Raw genomic sequence first — 14,880 nt, 5'->3', positions numbered from 1 at the left:
GGCGCCGAGTAGATCAGGGAGAACGCCGCGAGCTGGCCGTAGACCACCGTCCCCCGGTTGCCGAAGAACTCGTTGATGCTGACCGCCGCCGGCATCTGGTCCGGGGTGAGCAGCAGCATGAAGGGGACGAAGAAGTTGCCCCACATCATCACGAACGAGAACACCGTCACCACCGCCACGCCCGGCCCCATCAGCGGCAGCACGACCCGCAGCAGCGACTGGAAGGAGGACGCCCCGTCGGTCCACGCGGCCTCCTCAAGCTCCTTCGGCACCCCGTCCATGAAGTTCTTCATCAGCCAGATGGCGAAGGGCAGTTGGGAGGCCGCGAAGAAGAAGATCGTGCCCCCCGTCGTGTCGATCAGGTTCACCTGCACGAACAGGGCGTACACCGGCACCATGATCGCCGTGATCGGCAGGCTCGTCGCGAAGAGGACCGTCAGCAGGAACGGACGGTTGAAGCGGGAGCGGAACCGCGACAGCGGATAGGCGGCCAGCGCGGCGCAGGCCACCGTCAGCAGGGTCCCCCCGCCGCACAGCAGCAGGCTGTTGAGCAGCGGGGTGAAGGTGATGTCCGGGGTCAGGACGGCGTCGAAGTTGTCCAGGGTCAGGCCGTCGGGCACCTTCACCCGGAGGCCGGCCCGGGTGTCCAGCGAGGACAGCACGACCCAGGCGAGCGGGAGCACGAAGGCGGCGGCCACCGCCAGCAGACCGGCGTCGGCGGCCAGCCGGCGGCCGTTCCTGCGGGAGGACAGGGTCCGGGCCATGGCGTCAGACCTCCGTCCGCAGCAGGCGCAGGTAGACCACCGAGAACAGCGAGCCCACCACCAGCAGCAGCAGGGCGACCGCGGTGCCGTAGCCGATCATGCTCTTCTGGAACGCCTCCTCGTACATGAACAGCGGCAGCGTCTGGCTCCTGCCGCCCGGCCCGCCGCGCGTCATGACCCAGATCAGCCCGAAGACGGACAGCGTCTGGAGCGTGACGAGCATGAGGTTGGTGCCGATGGAACGCCGGATCATCGGCAGCGTGATGTGCCACAGACGGCGCCGGCCGCTCGCGCCGTCCACCTCGGCGGCCTCCGTGACCTCCTTCGGGATCTCGTTCAGGGCCGCCGCGTACACGAGCATCGAGAAGGCCGTGCCCCGCCAGACGTTCGCGAACGACACCGCGAGGATCGGCAGGGTGAACAGCCAGTTCTGGGTGGGCAGATGGAGCTGGTCGAGGAGGGCGTTCAGGGTGCCCTCGCGGCGGAAGAAGGCATAGAGCAGAAAGCCCGCGACGACCTCCGGCAGGACCCACGCGGTGATCACGACGGCGCCGGCCACCGTGCGCACCGGCTTCGAGGCGCGCTGCATCAGCACCGCCAGCGCCAGGCCCAGGGTGTTCTGGCCGACCAGGGCCGAGAGCACGGTGAAGACGAGCGTGAGCCAGACGGCGTTGAGGAACGCCTCGTCGCCGAAGGCCGTACGGAAGTTCTCCAGTCCGACGAAGGAGTCCTCGGCCTGGCCGGTGAGCTGGAGGTCGGTGAAGGCGATGTAGGCGCAGTAGGCGATCGGGCCGGCGAGGAAGAGGACCAGCAGGACCACGGCGGGGCTCAGGGGGAGGGCCCTGAGCAGCGGCAGGTGGCGCGGGCGCCCGCGGGGCGCGGGCGGTGCGGACGCCGGCTCCGGCCTCGTGGTGAGGCCGGGGCCGGGGCCGGTGGCGGACGTCATGAAGTGCCGCTCACTGACCGGTCACCTGGCCGTCCGTCGCCGCTTTCAGTTCCTCGTCGTACGCCTTGGCCGCCTCCCGCACCGAGGCGTCCCCGGTGGTCACGCTCTCCATCGCCTCCTGGATCGCGGTGGACACCTTCGGGTACGCGGGATAGGCGGGCCGGTAGCGGGTGCTCGCGACCAGGTCGGTGAAGAACTTCAGGCCGGGCTGCGCGCCCACGTAGGCGGGGTCAGCGGCGACGTCCTTGCGGACCGCGATGCCCGAGTTGGCGATGTACCACTTCTGGGCGTTCGCCTTGGTCTGCATGGTCCTGATGAAGTCGAACGCGAGGTCCGGATTGCCGGCCTTGGCGGGGATCGCCCAGGTCCAGCCGCCGGACATGCTCACCTTGCCGGGGGCCTGCCCGTTCTGCGTCGGCATGTAGGCGAGGCCGAGCTTGCGCGACCACTCGGGCCATTCGCGGCCGCTGCCCTTCTGCCAGTCCTGCGGGAGCCAGGAGCCGTCCAGGTCGATGCCGAGCCTGCCCTGCGGAAGCAGCTCACCGCGCACCCGGGTACCGAAGTTGGGGTCGAGGGCGTCGGCGACGTCGGGGCCGAGCTTCTCCTTGTAGACGGTCTCCACGAACGCGAGGGCGTCCTCGAAGCCCTGCCCGGCGGCGATCCACTTCTTCGAACTCCGGTCGTACAGCGGGTCCGTGGCGGCGTCGCCCGTGCCGTACAGGAGCATCTGGAAGCCCTGCATGGTGGCGGCCTCACCGGCCGGCTTGCCGGTGTAGACGTTCAGGGGGGTCACCCCGGGGACCTTCTTCTTGATCGTGCGGGCGGCCCGCAGGACCTCCTCCCAGTTCTTCGGCTGCCAGTCGGCGGGCAGGCCGGCCTTGGCGAACACTCCCTTGTCGAACCAGAGTCCGCGGGTGTCGGTGCCGTCGGGGACGCCGTACGTCCTGCCGTCCTGGCCCTCGGCGGCCGCCTTCGCGGTGTCGATGAACTGGTTCCAGTCCGGCCACTTGGCGAGGTAGGCGTCGAGCGGCCGCAAGTACCCGCTGGTGATGTCGGAGTTGATGAGGAAGGTGTCCTCGTAGACCAGGTCGGGCGCGGTCTTGGGGGAGCGGAGCATCTGCTGGAGCTTGGTGTAGTACTCCGCGTCGGGTGCCTTGATGGGCACGAACTCGACCTTCTTGCCCGGATTGGCCTTCTCGAACTGCTTCTTGATGTCCGCGAGATAGGTGTCCATCACTTTGATGGAGTTGTCCGTGGACTGCTTGAAGGAGACCTTCAGGGTGTCCGGATCGCTGCCGGAGCCGCCGCCGCAGGCGGTGAGCGCGGCGGTGAGGGCCAGGGCGAGGAGTGGGGGGAGGGCGGCGGTGGGGCGCACGGGCATGACCTCCTGCGGGCGCACTTCCTTGTGGCGCCGGGACGGCTGCCCGGTGAACCTAAGAGGAATGGTCTAGTCAGGTCAATGCGTGTGCGCGGGTTTGCGGGCGCGCGGCACACACGCCCTAGCGTCCCTTGTCCACCCCCGGCACCCACCGGTACACCAGTTCCGGTCTGCCCACCTGCCCGTAGACCGGCTTGCGTTCGGCCCGGCCCGCCTCCACCAGATGCTCCAGATAGCGCCGGGCCGTGATCCGGGAGATGCCCACCGCCTCGGCGACGCCCGCCGCGGTCAGCCCCCGCGCGGTCTCCCGCACGGCCACCGTCACCCGCTCCAGGGTCGGGCCGCTCAGCCCCTTGGGCAGGGCCGCGGGACCCGGAGCCCGCAGGGCGGCCAGCGCCCGGTCCACCTCGTCCTGGCCGCTCGCCTCGCCCACCGCCGCGTGGAACTCGGCGTAGCGCACCAGCCGGTCGCGCAGGGTGGCGAAGGTGAACGGCTTCAGCACGTACTGCACGACCCCCAGCGACACCCCCTCGCGCACCACCGCCAGGTCCCGCGCCGACGTCACCGCTATCACGTCCGCGTGATGCCCCGCCGCCCGCAGCGACCGGGCCAGTTGCAGACCGTGCACGTCGGGCAGGTGCAGATCCAGCAGCAGCAGGTCGACCGGCGTACGCTCCAGCGCGCGCCTGGCCTCCGCGCCCGTGTGCGCCTTGCCGACCGCGACGAAGCCGGGCACCCGGTCCACGTACATCACATGCGCGTCCGCGGCGACCGGGTCGTCCTCCACCACCAGGACCCGGATCGCCTGCTCGGGTGCCGCCGTCATCGCTCACCTCGCACCAGCGCCGCGCCCCGCGCCAGCGGCAGCCGGACCTCGAACTCCGCCCCGCCCCCGTCGGCCGCCGACACCGACAGCGCGCCCTGGTGGCGCAGCGCGGTCTGCCGGACCAGGGCCAGCCCCAGGCCCCGGCCGCCCGGCCCGGCCGGTTTGGTGGAGAAGCCGCGCTGGAACACCGCCTCGGTGTGCGCGGGATCGACCCCCTCGCCGGTGTCCGACACCCGCAGCACCAGCTCGCCGCCCTCCGCGTACGCCGTCACCGTCACCCGCGCCCCCGCACTTCCCTGCGCCGCGTCCACGGCGTTGTCGATGAGGTTGCCGAGTATCGTCACCAGGTCCCGGGCCGGCAGCGAGGCGGGCAGCAGCCCGTCGTCCAGCCGGCTGTCGTCGGACACCACGAGCTCGACGCCCCGCTCGTTGGCCTGCGCCGTCTTGCCGAGGAGCAGGGCCGCGAGCACCGGCTCGCTCACCGCGGCGACGACCTGGTCGGTGAGCGCCTGCGCCAGCTCCAGTTCGGCCGTCGCGAAGTCCACCGCCTCCTCCGCCCGCCCGAGTTCGATCAGGGAGACCACCGTGTGCAGCCGGTTCGCCGCCTCGTGCGCCTGCGAGCGCAGCGCCTGGGTGAAGCCCCGCTCCGAGTCCAGCTCGCCCATCAGCGACTGCAGTTCGGTGACGTCGCGCAGGGTCGCCACCGTGCCGCGCCGCTCCCCGCCCGACACCGGGGAGGTGTTCACCACCAGGACCCGGTCGGCCGCCAGGTGCACCTCGTCCACCCTCGGCTCCGACGCCAGCAGCGCCCCGGTCAGCGGGGCGGGCAGGCCGAGCTCGGCCACCGACCGCCCCACCACGTCGCCGTCCACGCCCAGCAGCTCGCGCCCGCCGTCGTTGATGAGCGCCACCCGGAACTGGCCGTCCAGCATCAGCAGGCCCTCGCGCACGGCGTGCAGCGCGGCCTGGTGGTAGTCGTGCATCCGGCTCAGCTCGGACGCGTTCATGCCATGGGTGTGCCGGCGCAGCCGGGCGTTGATCACATACGTCCCGACCGCGCCCAGCGCGAGGGCGCCCGCCGCCACCCCGATCAGGGCGGTGAGCTGCTCCTGCACCCGCTTGGTGATCTCCTCCACCCGGATGCCCGCGCTGACCAGGCCCACGATCCGCCTGCTGTCGTCCCCGTCGCCGTAGATCGGCACGACGGCCCGCACCGAGGCGCCGAGGGTGCCGGTGTACGTCTCCGTGAACGGCTCGCCGCGCAGCGCACGCGCGGTGTGGCCGCGGAAGCGCTGGCCGATCTGCCGCTCGTCGGGGTGCGTCCAGCGGATGCCGGCCGGATTCATGATCGTCACGAAGTCGACCTCGGCGTCGCGCTGGACGCGCAGCGCGTACGGCTGGAGCGCCGCCGTCGGGTCCGCGGTGCGGATGGCCTGCCGTACGGAGGGGGCGTCGGCGATGGACTGGGAGACCGCCTTGGCCTGGCGGCCGGCGGCGTCCTGGGCCTGGTCGCGGTCGCTGAGGTAGGTGAACACCGCGTACCCGGCGACCAGCACCGCTATGAGCACGGCCTGCATCGCGAAGAGCTGCCCGGCCAGGCTGCGGGGTCTCGGGGCGGGGATGCGCATGCCGCCAGTCTGCCTCCCCGTCCGACGGTGAACTAAATGAACGGAAGGGTGACCGCCCTCACACGGCAAGGGATAGTCACCGCATCGCTGCGTACGACCCCCGCCCCCGCGGGGCCCGCTCCCCGCCAGCGAACCCCCACCCCGGACGTGAGCCGCACGCCGGTGACAACCGACGAAGACGTCAAGGAGGGCAGCCGTGGCCGCCGCCAGTTCCCCCGATACGGCACCTGCCGCACCCGTCGCCAAGCGGGACCGCACGCACTACCTCTACATCGCGGTGATCATCGCGGTGGCCCTCGGTATCGCCGTGGGCCTGGCCGCGCCCGGCTTCGCCGTCGAGCTCAAGCCTATCGGCACCGGTTTCGTGAACCTGATCAAGATGATGATCTCCCCGATCATCTTCTGCACGATCGTGCTGGGCATCGGTTCCGTGCGCAAGGCCGCCAAGGTGGGCGCCGTCGGCGGTATCGCGCTGGGCTACTTCCTGGTCATGTCGCTGGTCGCGCTCGGCATCGGCCTGATCGTCGGCAACATCCTGGAGCCGGGCACCGGCCTCGCGGTCACCGACGCCGTCAAGAACGCCGGTCAGGCCCAGGTCGACGCCGAGGCCAAGAGCACCAGCGAGTTCCTGCTCGGCATCATCCCGACCACGATCGTCTCCGCCTTCACCGAGGGCGAGGTCCTCCAGACCCTGCTGATCGCGCTGCTCGCCGGCTTCGCGCTGCAGGCCATGGGCAACGCCGGCCAGCCGGTCCTGCGCGGCATCGAGCACATCCAGCGCCTCGTCTTCCGCATCCTGGCCATGGTGATGTGGGCGGCCCCCATCGGCGCCTTCGGCGCCATCGCCGCCGTGACCGGCTCCGCGGGCGTGGACGCGCTCAAGAGCCTCGCGGTGCTGATGCTGGGCTTCTACGTGACCTGCTTCCTGTTCGTCTTCATCGTGCTCGGCGCGATGCTGCGGATCGTCGCCGGCCTCAACGTCTTCGCGCTCTTCAAGTACCTGGGCCGGGAGTTCCTGCTGATCCTGTCGACCTCCTCCTCGGAGTCGGCGCTGCCCCGCCTCATCGCCAAGATGGAGCACCTGGGCGTCAGCAAGCCGGTCGTCGGCATCACCGTCCCGACCGGCTACTCCTTCAACCTCGACGGCACCATGATCTACATGACCATGGCCTCGCTGTTCATCGCCGACGCCATGGGCACGCCGATGTCGGTCAGCCAGCAGATCCCGCTGCTGCTGTTCCTGCTGATCGCCTCCAAGGGCGCCGCGGGCGTCACCGGCGCCGGTCTCGCGACCCTGGCCGGCGGCCTCCAGTCGCACAAGCCCGCCCTGGTGGACGGCATCGGTCTCGTCGTCGGCATCGACCGCTTCATGAGCGAGGCCCGCGCCCTGACGAACTTCGCGGGCAACGCCGTCGCCACGGTCCTGATCGGCACCTGGACCAAGGAGATCGACCGCGAGCGCGTCGACCAGGTGCTCGCCGGGCAGCTCCCGTTCGACGAGAAGACCCTGCTCGACGACGGCCACGGGGGCCACGCCGCCCCCGCCGAGGCACCGGAGGCCGACGGCGAGAAGGAACTCGCGAGGGCCTGACGCCTGCCCGCCCCGCTCCGGACGCCCGGCCCCGCCTGAACCGGGGCCGGGCGCCCGGCCGTACTCCGGGCGGTTGAGCCGGCACCGTCGCTCAGCCGCCCGGACCCACCCCGCCGGGCGCCGGAGCCCGGAATACGAGAAATCCCCCGAGCAATTGCGCTCGGGGGATTTCTCTGCGTATATTCATGGATTCGCGACTCGGTTTATTCAAGTCGCCGTGAAATCCAGTTCGCAGATTATATCCGGGCGGGAGTGGAATTGTCAAACACCGAATTCCAGGACGGTGAAATGCGGGGCGAGCAGGAATTCATCGACCGCCTGTACGCCCGCGTGGACGCGCTCCGCGGTGCCACGGAGACCGCCGTCACGGACGCGCTCGCCCAGGGCGGCACGCCCATGCAGGCCCGGCTGGAGCGGGACATCCTCGTCGCCGAGCGCTCCAGCCTGCTCGCGGCGCTCGACGCGGTCGACGGCTCGCTCTGCTTCGGCCGGATCGACCTCTCCTGCGGCGTCACCCACCACATCGGCCGCATCGGACTGCGCACCGACGACGCCGAGCGCACCCCCGTCCTCGTCGACTGGCGGGCCGACGTCGCCCGCCCCTTCTACCTGGCCACCGGCCACACCCCGATGGGCCTTCGGCGCAGACGCCACCTCTCCACCGCCGGCCGCACCGTCACCGCCCTGCACGACGAGATCCTGGACCTCGGCGACCAGGAGCGCACCGGCCACGAGGACCCCTCCGGCGACGCCGTGCTGCTCGCCGCGCTGAACTCCGCGCGCACCGGCCGGATGAACGACATCGTGCGGACCATCCAGGCCGAGCAGGACGAGATCATCCGGGCCCCGCACCGCGGCGTGCTCGTCGTCGAGGGCGGCCCCGGCACCGGCAAGACCGCGGTCGCCCTGCACCGCGCCGCCTACCTGCTCTACGAGCACCGCGAACTGCTCGCCCGGCGCGCCGTCCTGATCGTCGGCCCCAACCCCGCCTTCCTCGGCTACATCGGCCGGGTGCTGCCCGCCCTCGGCGAGACGGGCGTGCTGCTGTCCACCGTGGGCGAGCTGTTCCCCGGGGTGCGCGCCACCGCCGACGACACCCGCGAGGCCGCCGCGGTCAAGGGCCGCGCCGACATGGCGGACGTCCTCGCCGAGGCCGTCCGCGCGCGGCAGGCGCTGCCCGACCCCGTCATCGCCATCGCGCACGACCGCGAGGTCCTGATGCTCGACGACGGCCTGGTACGGGTCGCCCGCGAGCGCACCCGGGCCGCCGGGCTCCCGCACAACGCGGCCCGCGAGCACTTCGAGGGCCACCTCCTCAACACCCTCACCGAGCTGTACGCCGAGCGGGTCGGCACCGACCCCTACGACGGCGGCAGCCTCCTCGACCCCGCCGACATCACCCAGATCCGCGACGAACTCGCCGAGAACCCCGAGGTGTGGTCCGCCGTCGAGCGGCTGTGGCCCCGGCTGACCCCGCAGCGGCTGGTCGCCGACCTCCTCGCCGACCCCGGCGCCCACCTGTCCGACGAGGACGCCGCCGCCGTACGCCGCCCCGTCACCCGGCGGTGGACCGTGGCGGACGTCCCGCTGCTCGACGAGGCGGCCGAACTGCTCGGCGAGGACGACCGCCTGGCCCGCGTCCGCGTCGAACGCGAGCGCGAGACACAGGTCGCCTACGCGCAGGGCGTGCTCGACGTCTCCTACGCCTCGCGGACGTACGAGTTCGACGACAGGGAGGACGAGGACTCCGAGGTGCTGTCCGCCCACGACATCATCGACGCCGAGCGCTTCGCCGAGCGGCACGAGGAGGACGACCACCGCAGCGCCGCCGAGCGGGCCGCGGCCGACCGCACCTGGGCGTTCGGGCACATCATCGTCGACGAGGCGCAGGAGCTGTCGCCGATGGCGTGGCGGCTGCTCATGCGGCGCAGCCCGACCCGCTCGATGACCCTGGTCGGCGACCCCGCCCAGACGGCGGAGGCGGCCGGCGTCGGCTCCTGGGCGAAGATCCTCGAACCCTATGTCGAGGACCGCTGGGAGCACACCCGGCTGGGCGTCAACTACCGCACACCGGCGGAGATCATGGACCTGGCGGCGGCCGTCGTGCGGGCCGGCGACCCGGACTTCGAGCCGCCGCGCTCGGTCCGCTCGACCGGCGTACGGCCCTGGGTGCGGGCCACCGACGACCTGCCGGGCGCCGTGGCGAAGGCCGTCGGGGAGCTGGCGCCCGCCGAGGGGCGCCTCGCGGTCATCGCGCCGCGCTCCCTGCACCGCGCGCTGGCGGCACGGCTGGACGGGGTGACGGCGGACGCCGAGCCCGACCTCACCCGAAGCGTCGTCCTCCTCGACCCGCGCCGGTCCAAGGGGCTGGAGTTCGACTCGGTCCTCGTGGTGGAGCCGGACCGGTTCGGCACCAGCGACCTGTACGTGGCCCTCACCCGCGCGACGCAGCGGCTCGGCGTGCTGCACACCGGCCGGCTGCCGCGGGGCCTGACCGGGACGGGCTGACGGGTCGGGCTGACGGGTCGGGCTGACGGGACGGGCGACCGGGCCGGGCCGGGGGCGCCGGCCCGGCCCGGCCGCGCGGGTGCTCAGGCCGGGCGCAGCCAGACCGTCGCCAGCGGGGGCACCGTCAGCCGGATGCTGGCCGCCCGGCCGTGCCAGGGCTGGGCCTCCGGCTTCAGCGGCTCGGGGTTGACGAGGTCACCGCCGCCGTAGCGCGCGGCGTCGGTGTTCACCGCCTCGTGCCAGGCCGGCACGTCCTCCGGGACCCCGAGCCGGTAGTCGTGCCGTACGACGGGCGACAGGTTCGAGACCGACAGCAGCGCGCCCCCGTCCGCGTCGAAGCGCAGGAAGGCGAAGACGTTGTCGTCGGCCGCGTCCCCGACGATCCACCGGAAGCCGGACGGGTCGGTGTCGCGCTGCCAGAGCGCCGGAGTGTGCCGGTACACCGTGTTCAGGTCCCGTACCAGGTCCCGCACCCCGCGGTGGTCCGCCTCCGCGCCGTACGCCGGATCGAGCAGCCACCAGTCCGGCCCGTGCGCCTCCGACCACTCGGCGCCCTGCGCGAACTCCTGCCCCATGAAAAGCAGTTGCTTGCCGGGGTGGGCCCACATGAAGCCCAGGTACGCCCGCAGGTCGGCGCGCTGCTGCCACCAGTCGCCCGGCATCTTCGACACCAGCGACCGCTTGCCGTGCACGACCTCGTCGTGGGAGATGGGCAGGACGTAGTTCTCGCTGTAGGCGTACACCATCGAGAACGTCATCCGGTCGTGGTGGTACTTGCGGTGCACCGGCTCCTTCGCCATGTACTCCAGCGAGTCGTGCATCCAGCCCATGTTCCACTTCAGACCGAACCCCAGGCCGCCGAAGCCGCCCGGCCCCGTCACATGCGTCGGACGGGTCACGCCGTCCCAGGCCGTGGACTCCTCCGCGATCGTCACGACACCCGGCACCCTGCGGTACACGGTGGCGTTCATCTCCTGGAGGAAGGCCACCGCGTCCAGGTTCTCCCGCCCGCCGTGCTCGTTCGGCACCCACCGGCCCGGCTCGCGCGAGTAGTCCAGGTAGAGCATGGAGGCCACGGCGTCCACCCGCAGCCCGTCGATGTGGAACTCCTCGCACCAGTAAGTCGCGTTGGCGACAAGGAAGTTGCGCACCTCGCGCCGGCCGAAGTCGAACTCCAGCGTGCCCCAGTCGGGGTGCGCGGAGCGCAGCGGGTCCTCGTGCTCGTACAGCGGACGCCCGTCGAACTCCGCCAGCGCCCAGTCGTCGCGCGGGAAGTGCGCCGGCACCCAGTCCATCAGCACCCCGATGCCCGCCCGGTGCAGGGCGTCGACCAGGTACTTGAAGTCGTCCGGCGTGCCCAGCCGGGCCGTCGGCGCGTAGAAGCCGGTGACCTGGTAACCCCAGGAACCGCCGAAGGGGTGCTCGGCGACCGGCATCAGCTCGACATGCGTGAAGCCCAGATCCCTGACGTAGGCGGGGAGTTGATCGGCGAGCTGACGGTACGTCAGCCCCGGCCTCCAGGAGGCCAGATGCACCTCGTACACCGAGAACGGCGCCTCGTGCGCCGCGGTCCGCCCGCGCCGCTCCAGCCACTCGGCGTCGCCCCACTCGTGGTGCGAGGCGTGCACCACCGACGAGGTCTCGGGCGGGATCTGGGTGCGGCGCGCCATCGGGTCCGCGCGCAGCGTCTTCGAACCGTCGGGCCGGGTGATCTCGAACTTGTACAGCTCGCCCTCGCCGATGCCGGGCACGAACAGCTCCCACACCCCGGTGCCGCCCAGCGAGCGCAGCGGATACCCGGTGCCGTCCCAGAAGTTGAAGCTGCCGGCGAGGGACACGCCCCGCGCGTTCGGCGCCCACACCGTGAAGCGGGTGCCCGTCGCGCCCTGGTGGGTCATCGGCAGGGCGCCGAGCGCCCGCCACAGCTCCTCGTGCCGGCCCTCGCCGATGAGATGCAGGTCGAGTTCGCCCAGCGCGGGCAGGAACCGGTAGGCGTCCTCGGTCTCCTGGACGGCTCCCTCGTAGGCGACCAGCAGCCGGTAGGCGTCCGGCACGTCCCGCAGCGGCAGCAGGCCGGAGAAGAACCCCTCGCCGTCGTCGTGCAGTTCGGCGCGCAGCGCGCCCGCGACGACGGTCACGGACAGGGCGTAGGGCCGGAACGCCCGGAAGGCGATGCCGCCGGGCACGGGGTGCGCGCCCAGCACGGCGTGCGGGTCGTGGTGGGTGGCGGCCAGCAGCCGCTCGCGGTCGGAGGCGTCGAGCGCGGGGGAGACGGCCGCCCCGGCGGGCGGTCGCGGTGCCGTGCGCCCGGCGGGAGCCCGCGGCTCCGCGTGCTGCTGCGCGGGAATCCTCCCGGCGGCCCCGAACCCTGATCCGGCCCCCGCCCCCGCCCCCGCCCCCGCCCCTGCTCCGGCCCCCGCCCCTGCTCCGGTCTTCGCGACGGCCGGGGAGCCGTCCTCGGCGGTCCCCTTCCGCGCCCCGGCCTTCCCGGCGGCGCGCTTCTTCACCGGGGCCTTCCCGGCCGCCGCCTCCCCGGCGGCGGCCTTCCCCGCGGTGGTCTTCCGGGCGGGAGCCTTCCCGGACCCCGCCTTCCTGGCCGGGGCCTGCTGCGCGGGCGCCTTCTTCTCAGCCGCCTTCCCGACCGCCGCCTTCCCGACCGCCGCCTTCCCGACCGCCTTCTTCCCGGCCGCCTTCTGCGCGGCGGTCCGCTGCGCCGGTGCCTTCCGTGCTGCGGCCGGCTCGGTCGTGGCCTTGCTCGCCGCGCTCTTCTTCTCAGCGCTTTTCTTCTCAGCGCTCTTCTTCTCCGGGGCCGCCTTCTCCGCCGTGTTCTTCGCGGCCGCCTTCTTCCCGGGAGTCTTCGCCGGGGTCTTCTTCGCGGCGGTCTTCTGCGCGGGAGTCTTCCCGGCGGCGGCGGTCTTCGCGGCCGTCTTCCCGGCCGGCTTCCTCGCCGCCCTCCTCGCCGGTGCCGCCGCGGCGGCGGCCTCGTCGGCGGGCTCCGCCGGTTTCACGACGCTCGTTCGCTCGGCCGCGCTCCCGGCCGTCTTCTTCGGGTCCGAACCGCTGGAGTCAGTCGTGCGGGGGGTCACGGGCGGGGCCTCCTGGGCGAAGGTGGGCAAGCGGGGAGGGAGGGGTGAGAGGGGAGGGAGGGGTGAGAGAGCTGAGAGGGGGACGGAGCACCGCCGTCCGCGGCGAGGCGGCGTATCGCGGCCAGCGGCACCGGGAGCCAGTCGGGGCGGTGACGGGCCTCGTACACGACCTCGTATATCGCCTTGTCGGTCTCGTACGCCCGCAGCAGCACCGGATCGGTGCGGGGATCGGCGCCCGCGGCCCGCGCGTACCCCGAGCAGTACGCCGCCCGGCACGAATCGGCCCAGCCGGGCGCCCGATGGCCGGCCGCGTGGGCCGCGTAGTCGAACGAGCGCAGCATCCCGGCCACGTCCCGCAGCGGCGGCTGCGGCATCCGCCGTTCGGCCAGCGGCTTCGAGGGCTCGCCCTCGAAGTCGATCAGCCACCACCGGCCGCCGGGCGAACGCAGGCACTGCCCGAGGTGCAGGTCGCCGTGGACGCGCTGCGCCGTCCAGGTGCACCCCTGCGCCGCGAGGTCCGCCAGCGCCTCGAAGGCGGAGCGCAGCGCGCGGGCGTACGGCCGCAGCGCGGGCACCGCCTGCGCGGCCGAGCCGAGCCGGTCGGTCATCCCGTCGACCAGGTGCCGCACCTGTGAAGAGCCGAGGGTCACGGTCGGCAGCGTACGCGCCAGAGCGGTGTGCACCTCGGCTGTGGCGCGACCGAGCGCCCGTGCCTCCGCCGTGAAGTCCTCCCCCTTGGCCAGTTCGCGCAGGGCCAGCTCCCAGCCGTCGGCCGCGCCCTGCACGAAGGGCTGGAGCACTCCGAGGACGTACGGGTCCCCGCCGAGGTCGGCGCACATCCACGCGGTCGGCGCGGGCACCCGGTCACCGCCCTCGCGGGCCAGCGCCAGTGGCAGTTCCAGGTCGGGGTTGACGCCGGGCACGACCCGGCGCAGCAGCTTCAGGATGAACGTGTCGCCGTAGACGACCGACGAGTTCGACTGCTCGGCGGTGACCAGCCGCGGCACCAGGCCGGGGCGGATCTCCTGGTCCGGGTCCCGCTCGAAGCGCAGGGCGCCGACGCGGGTGCCGGAGCGCAGCGCCTCCAGGAGCAGTTCGGCGGGACGGGTGTCGTGCAGGGCGTCGTACACCGTGCGTCCGGCGAGCGGGCCCTCGGTCACGTGTCCGATCAGCGCGGGCGCCAGCCGTGGGGGCAGCGCCTCGCGCTCGCCTATCAGCAACTGGTAGCAGTCGGCGGGCTGCTCGGCGGCGCCGGGGACGGGCGCGAGCGCCTGATGGGCGCGCACCAGCAGGTGGTACAGGCCTCGCCGGCCGCCGGGCGGCAGCAGCTCGGTGGCCGCGACCAGCGAGAAGCCCGTGAGCGGACGGCCCTTGCCCGCGAACCAGCGCTGCCGTGGCAGCCACTGCCTCAGCAGCGGATCCAGTGACGCGAGGAGGCCGGGCGGGGTGGCGAGGCTACGGGTGACGGCTTCCGACATGGCGTCGCGTCCTTTCCCCGGGGGGTGCGGGGTGGGGTTACTCATGCGTGCCCCGGGCGGGGCGGCGGAAACCGCCCCGCCCGGGGCACGCCTCTAGAGGGCGTCCTTGCGGAGCCGGAACCAGTAGAAGCCGTGGCCTCCGAGGGTCAGCAGGTACGGGAGGGCGCCGATGGCCGGGAACCGCACCCCGCCGAACAGCTCCACCGGGTGGCGTCCGCCGAACTCGCTCAGGTCCAGTTCGGTCGGCTGCGCGAACCGCGAGAAGTTGTTGACGCACAGGACGAGGTCGTCCTCGTACTCGCGCAGGAACGCGATGACGGCCGGGTTCGACGAGGGGAGTTCGGTGTAGGAGCCGAGGCCGAAGGCGGGGTTCTGCTTGCGGATCTCGATCATGCGGCGGGTCCAGTGCAGCAGGGAGGACGGCGAGGACATCGACGCCTCGACGTTGGTCACCTGGTAGCCGTAGACCGGGTCCATGATGGTCGGCAGGGAGAGCCGGCCGGGGTCGCAGGAGGAGAAGCCCGCGTTGCGGTCCGGGGTCCACTGCATGGGTGTGCGTACGGCGTCGCGGTCGCCGAGCCAGATGTTGTCGCCCATGCCGATCTCGTCGCCGTAGTACAGGATCGGCGAGCCGGGCAGCGACAGCAGCAGGGCGGTGAACAGTTCGATCTGGTT

Annotated in this window: 10 protein-coding genes; 2 read left to right on the top strand and 8 right to left on the bottom strand. The window is 72.5% G+C overall.

The features are described from left to right. The 5 genes from SZN_RS29295 to SZN_RS29275 all read right to left on the bottom strand — a co-directional run. The coding region (locus SZN_RS29295) for a carbohydrate ABC transporter permease (protein WP_007502114.1) at nucleotides 1–764 on the bottom strand (764 nt) is incomplete at its 3' end. A 4-nt stretch (nucleotides 765–768) separates the two neighbouring features. Then, nucleotides 769–1,710 carry a carbohydrate ABC transporter permease gene (locus tag SZN_RS29290; RefSeq protein ID WP_007502112.1) on the bottom strand — a complete coding sequence of 314 codons (942 nt, stop codon included), beginning with the start codon at nucleotides 1,708–1,710 and terminating at the stop codon, nucleotides 769–771. A gap of 10 nt (nucleotides 1,711–1,720) precedes the next feature. Continuing rightward, entirely contained in the window at nucleotides 1,721–3,091 is a 1,371-nt protein-coding gene (locus tag SZN_RS29285) for an extracellular solute-binding protein (protein ID WP_086021466.1), read from the bottom strand. A 118-nt stretch (nucleotides 3,092–3,209) separates the two neighbouring features. Next, a complete protein-coding gene (locus tag SZN_RS29280) occupies nucleotides 3,210–3,914 on the bottom strand; it encodes a response regulator (protein WP_007502107.1) in 705 nt (234 codons plus the stop codon). After that, on the bottom strand, nucleotides 3,911–5,542 hold the full coding sequence (locus tag SZN_RS29275) for a sensor histidine kinase (protein WP_007502105.1): 1,632 nt from the start codon (nucleotides 5,540–5,542) through the stop codon (nucleotides 3,911–3,913). Before SZN_RS29275 ends, SZN_RS29280 begins: the two co-directional genes overlap by 4 nt. A 196-nt stretch (nucleotides 5,543–5,738) precedes the next feature. Here SZN_RS29275 and SZN_RS29270 point away from each other — a divergent pair, with 196 nt between their 5' ends. Both SZN_RS29270 and SZN_RS29265 read left to right on the top strand, forming a co-directional pair. After that, nucleotides 5,739–7,133 (top strand): C4-dicarboxylate transporter DctA, encoded by a 1,395-nt coding sequence (locus tag SZN_RS29270; RefSeq protein WP_007502103.1) that lies wholly within the window; start codon nucleotides 5,739–5,741, stop codon nucleotides 7,131–7,133. 288 nt (nucleotides 7,134–7,421) lie between these two features. Further along, nucleotides 7,422–9,641, top strand: a complete 2,220-nt coding sequence (locus SZN_RS29265) for a HelD family protein (RefSeq protein WP_007502102.1) — start codon at nucleotides 7,422–7,424, stop codon at nucleotides 9,639–9,641. A gap of 83 nt (nucleotides 9,642–9,724) precedes the next feature. Here SZN_RS29265 and glgB read toward each other — a convergent pair whose 3' ends face one another. The 3 genes from glgB to SZN_RS29250 all read right to left on the bottom strand — a co-directional run. Then, entirely contained in the window at nucleotides 9,725–12,727 is a 3,003-nt protein-coding gene (glgB, locus tag SZN_RS29260) for a 1,4-alpha-glucan branching enzyme (RefSeq protein ID WP_007502101.1), read from the bottom strand. Further along, on the bottom strand, nucleotides 12,724–14,205 hold the full coding sequence (locus SZN_RS29255; protein WP_007502100.1) for a maltokinase N-terminal cap-like domain-containing protein: 1,482 nt from the start codon (nucleotides 14,203–14,205) through the stop codon (nucleotides 12,724–12,726). Before SZN_RS29255 ends, glgB begins: the two co-directional genes overlap by 4 nt. A gap of 93 nt (nucleotides 14,206–14,298) precedes the next feature. After that, a partial coding sequence (locus SZN_RS29250; RefSeq protein WP_007502099.1) for an alpha-glucosidase C-terminal domain-containing protein occupies nucleotides 14,299–14,880 on the bottom strand: 582 nt, incomplete at its 5' end.

It is taken from the genome of Streptomyces zinciresistens K42, from assembly GCF_000225525.1.
GTDB lineage: Bacteria > Actinomycetota > Actinomycetes > Streptomycetales > Streptomycetaceae > Streptomyces > Streptomyces zinciresistens.
The sequence above is the reverse complement of the archived record's forward strand: the minus strand, read 5'-3'. Positions and strand labels throughout refer to the sequence as shown.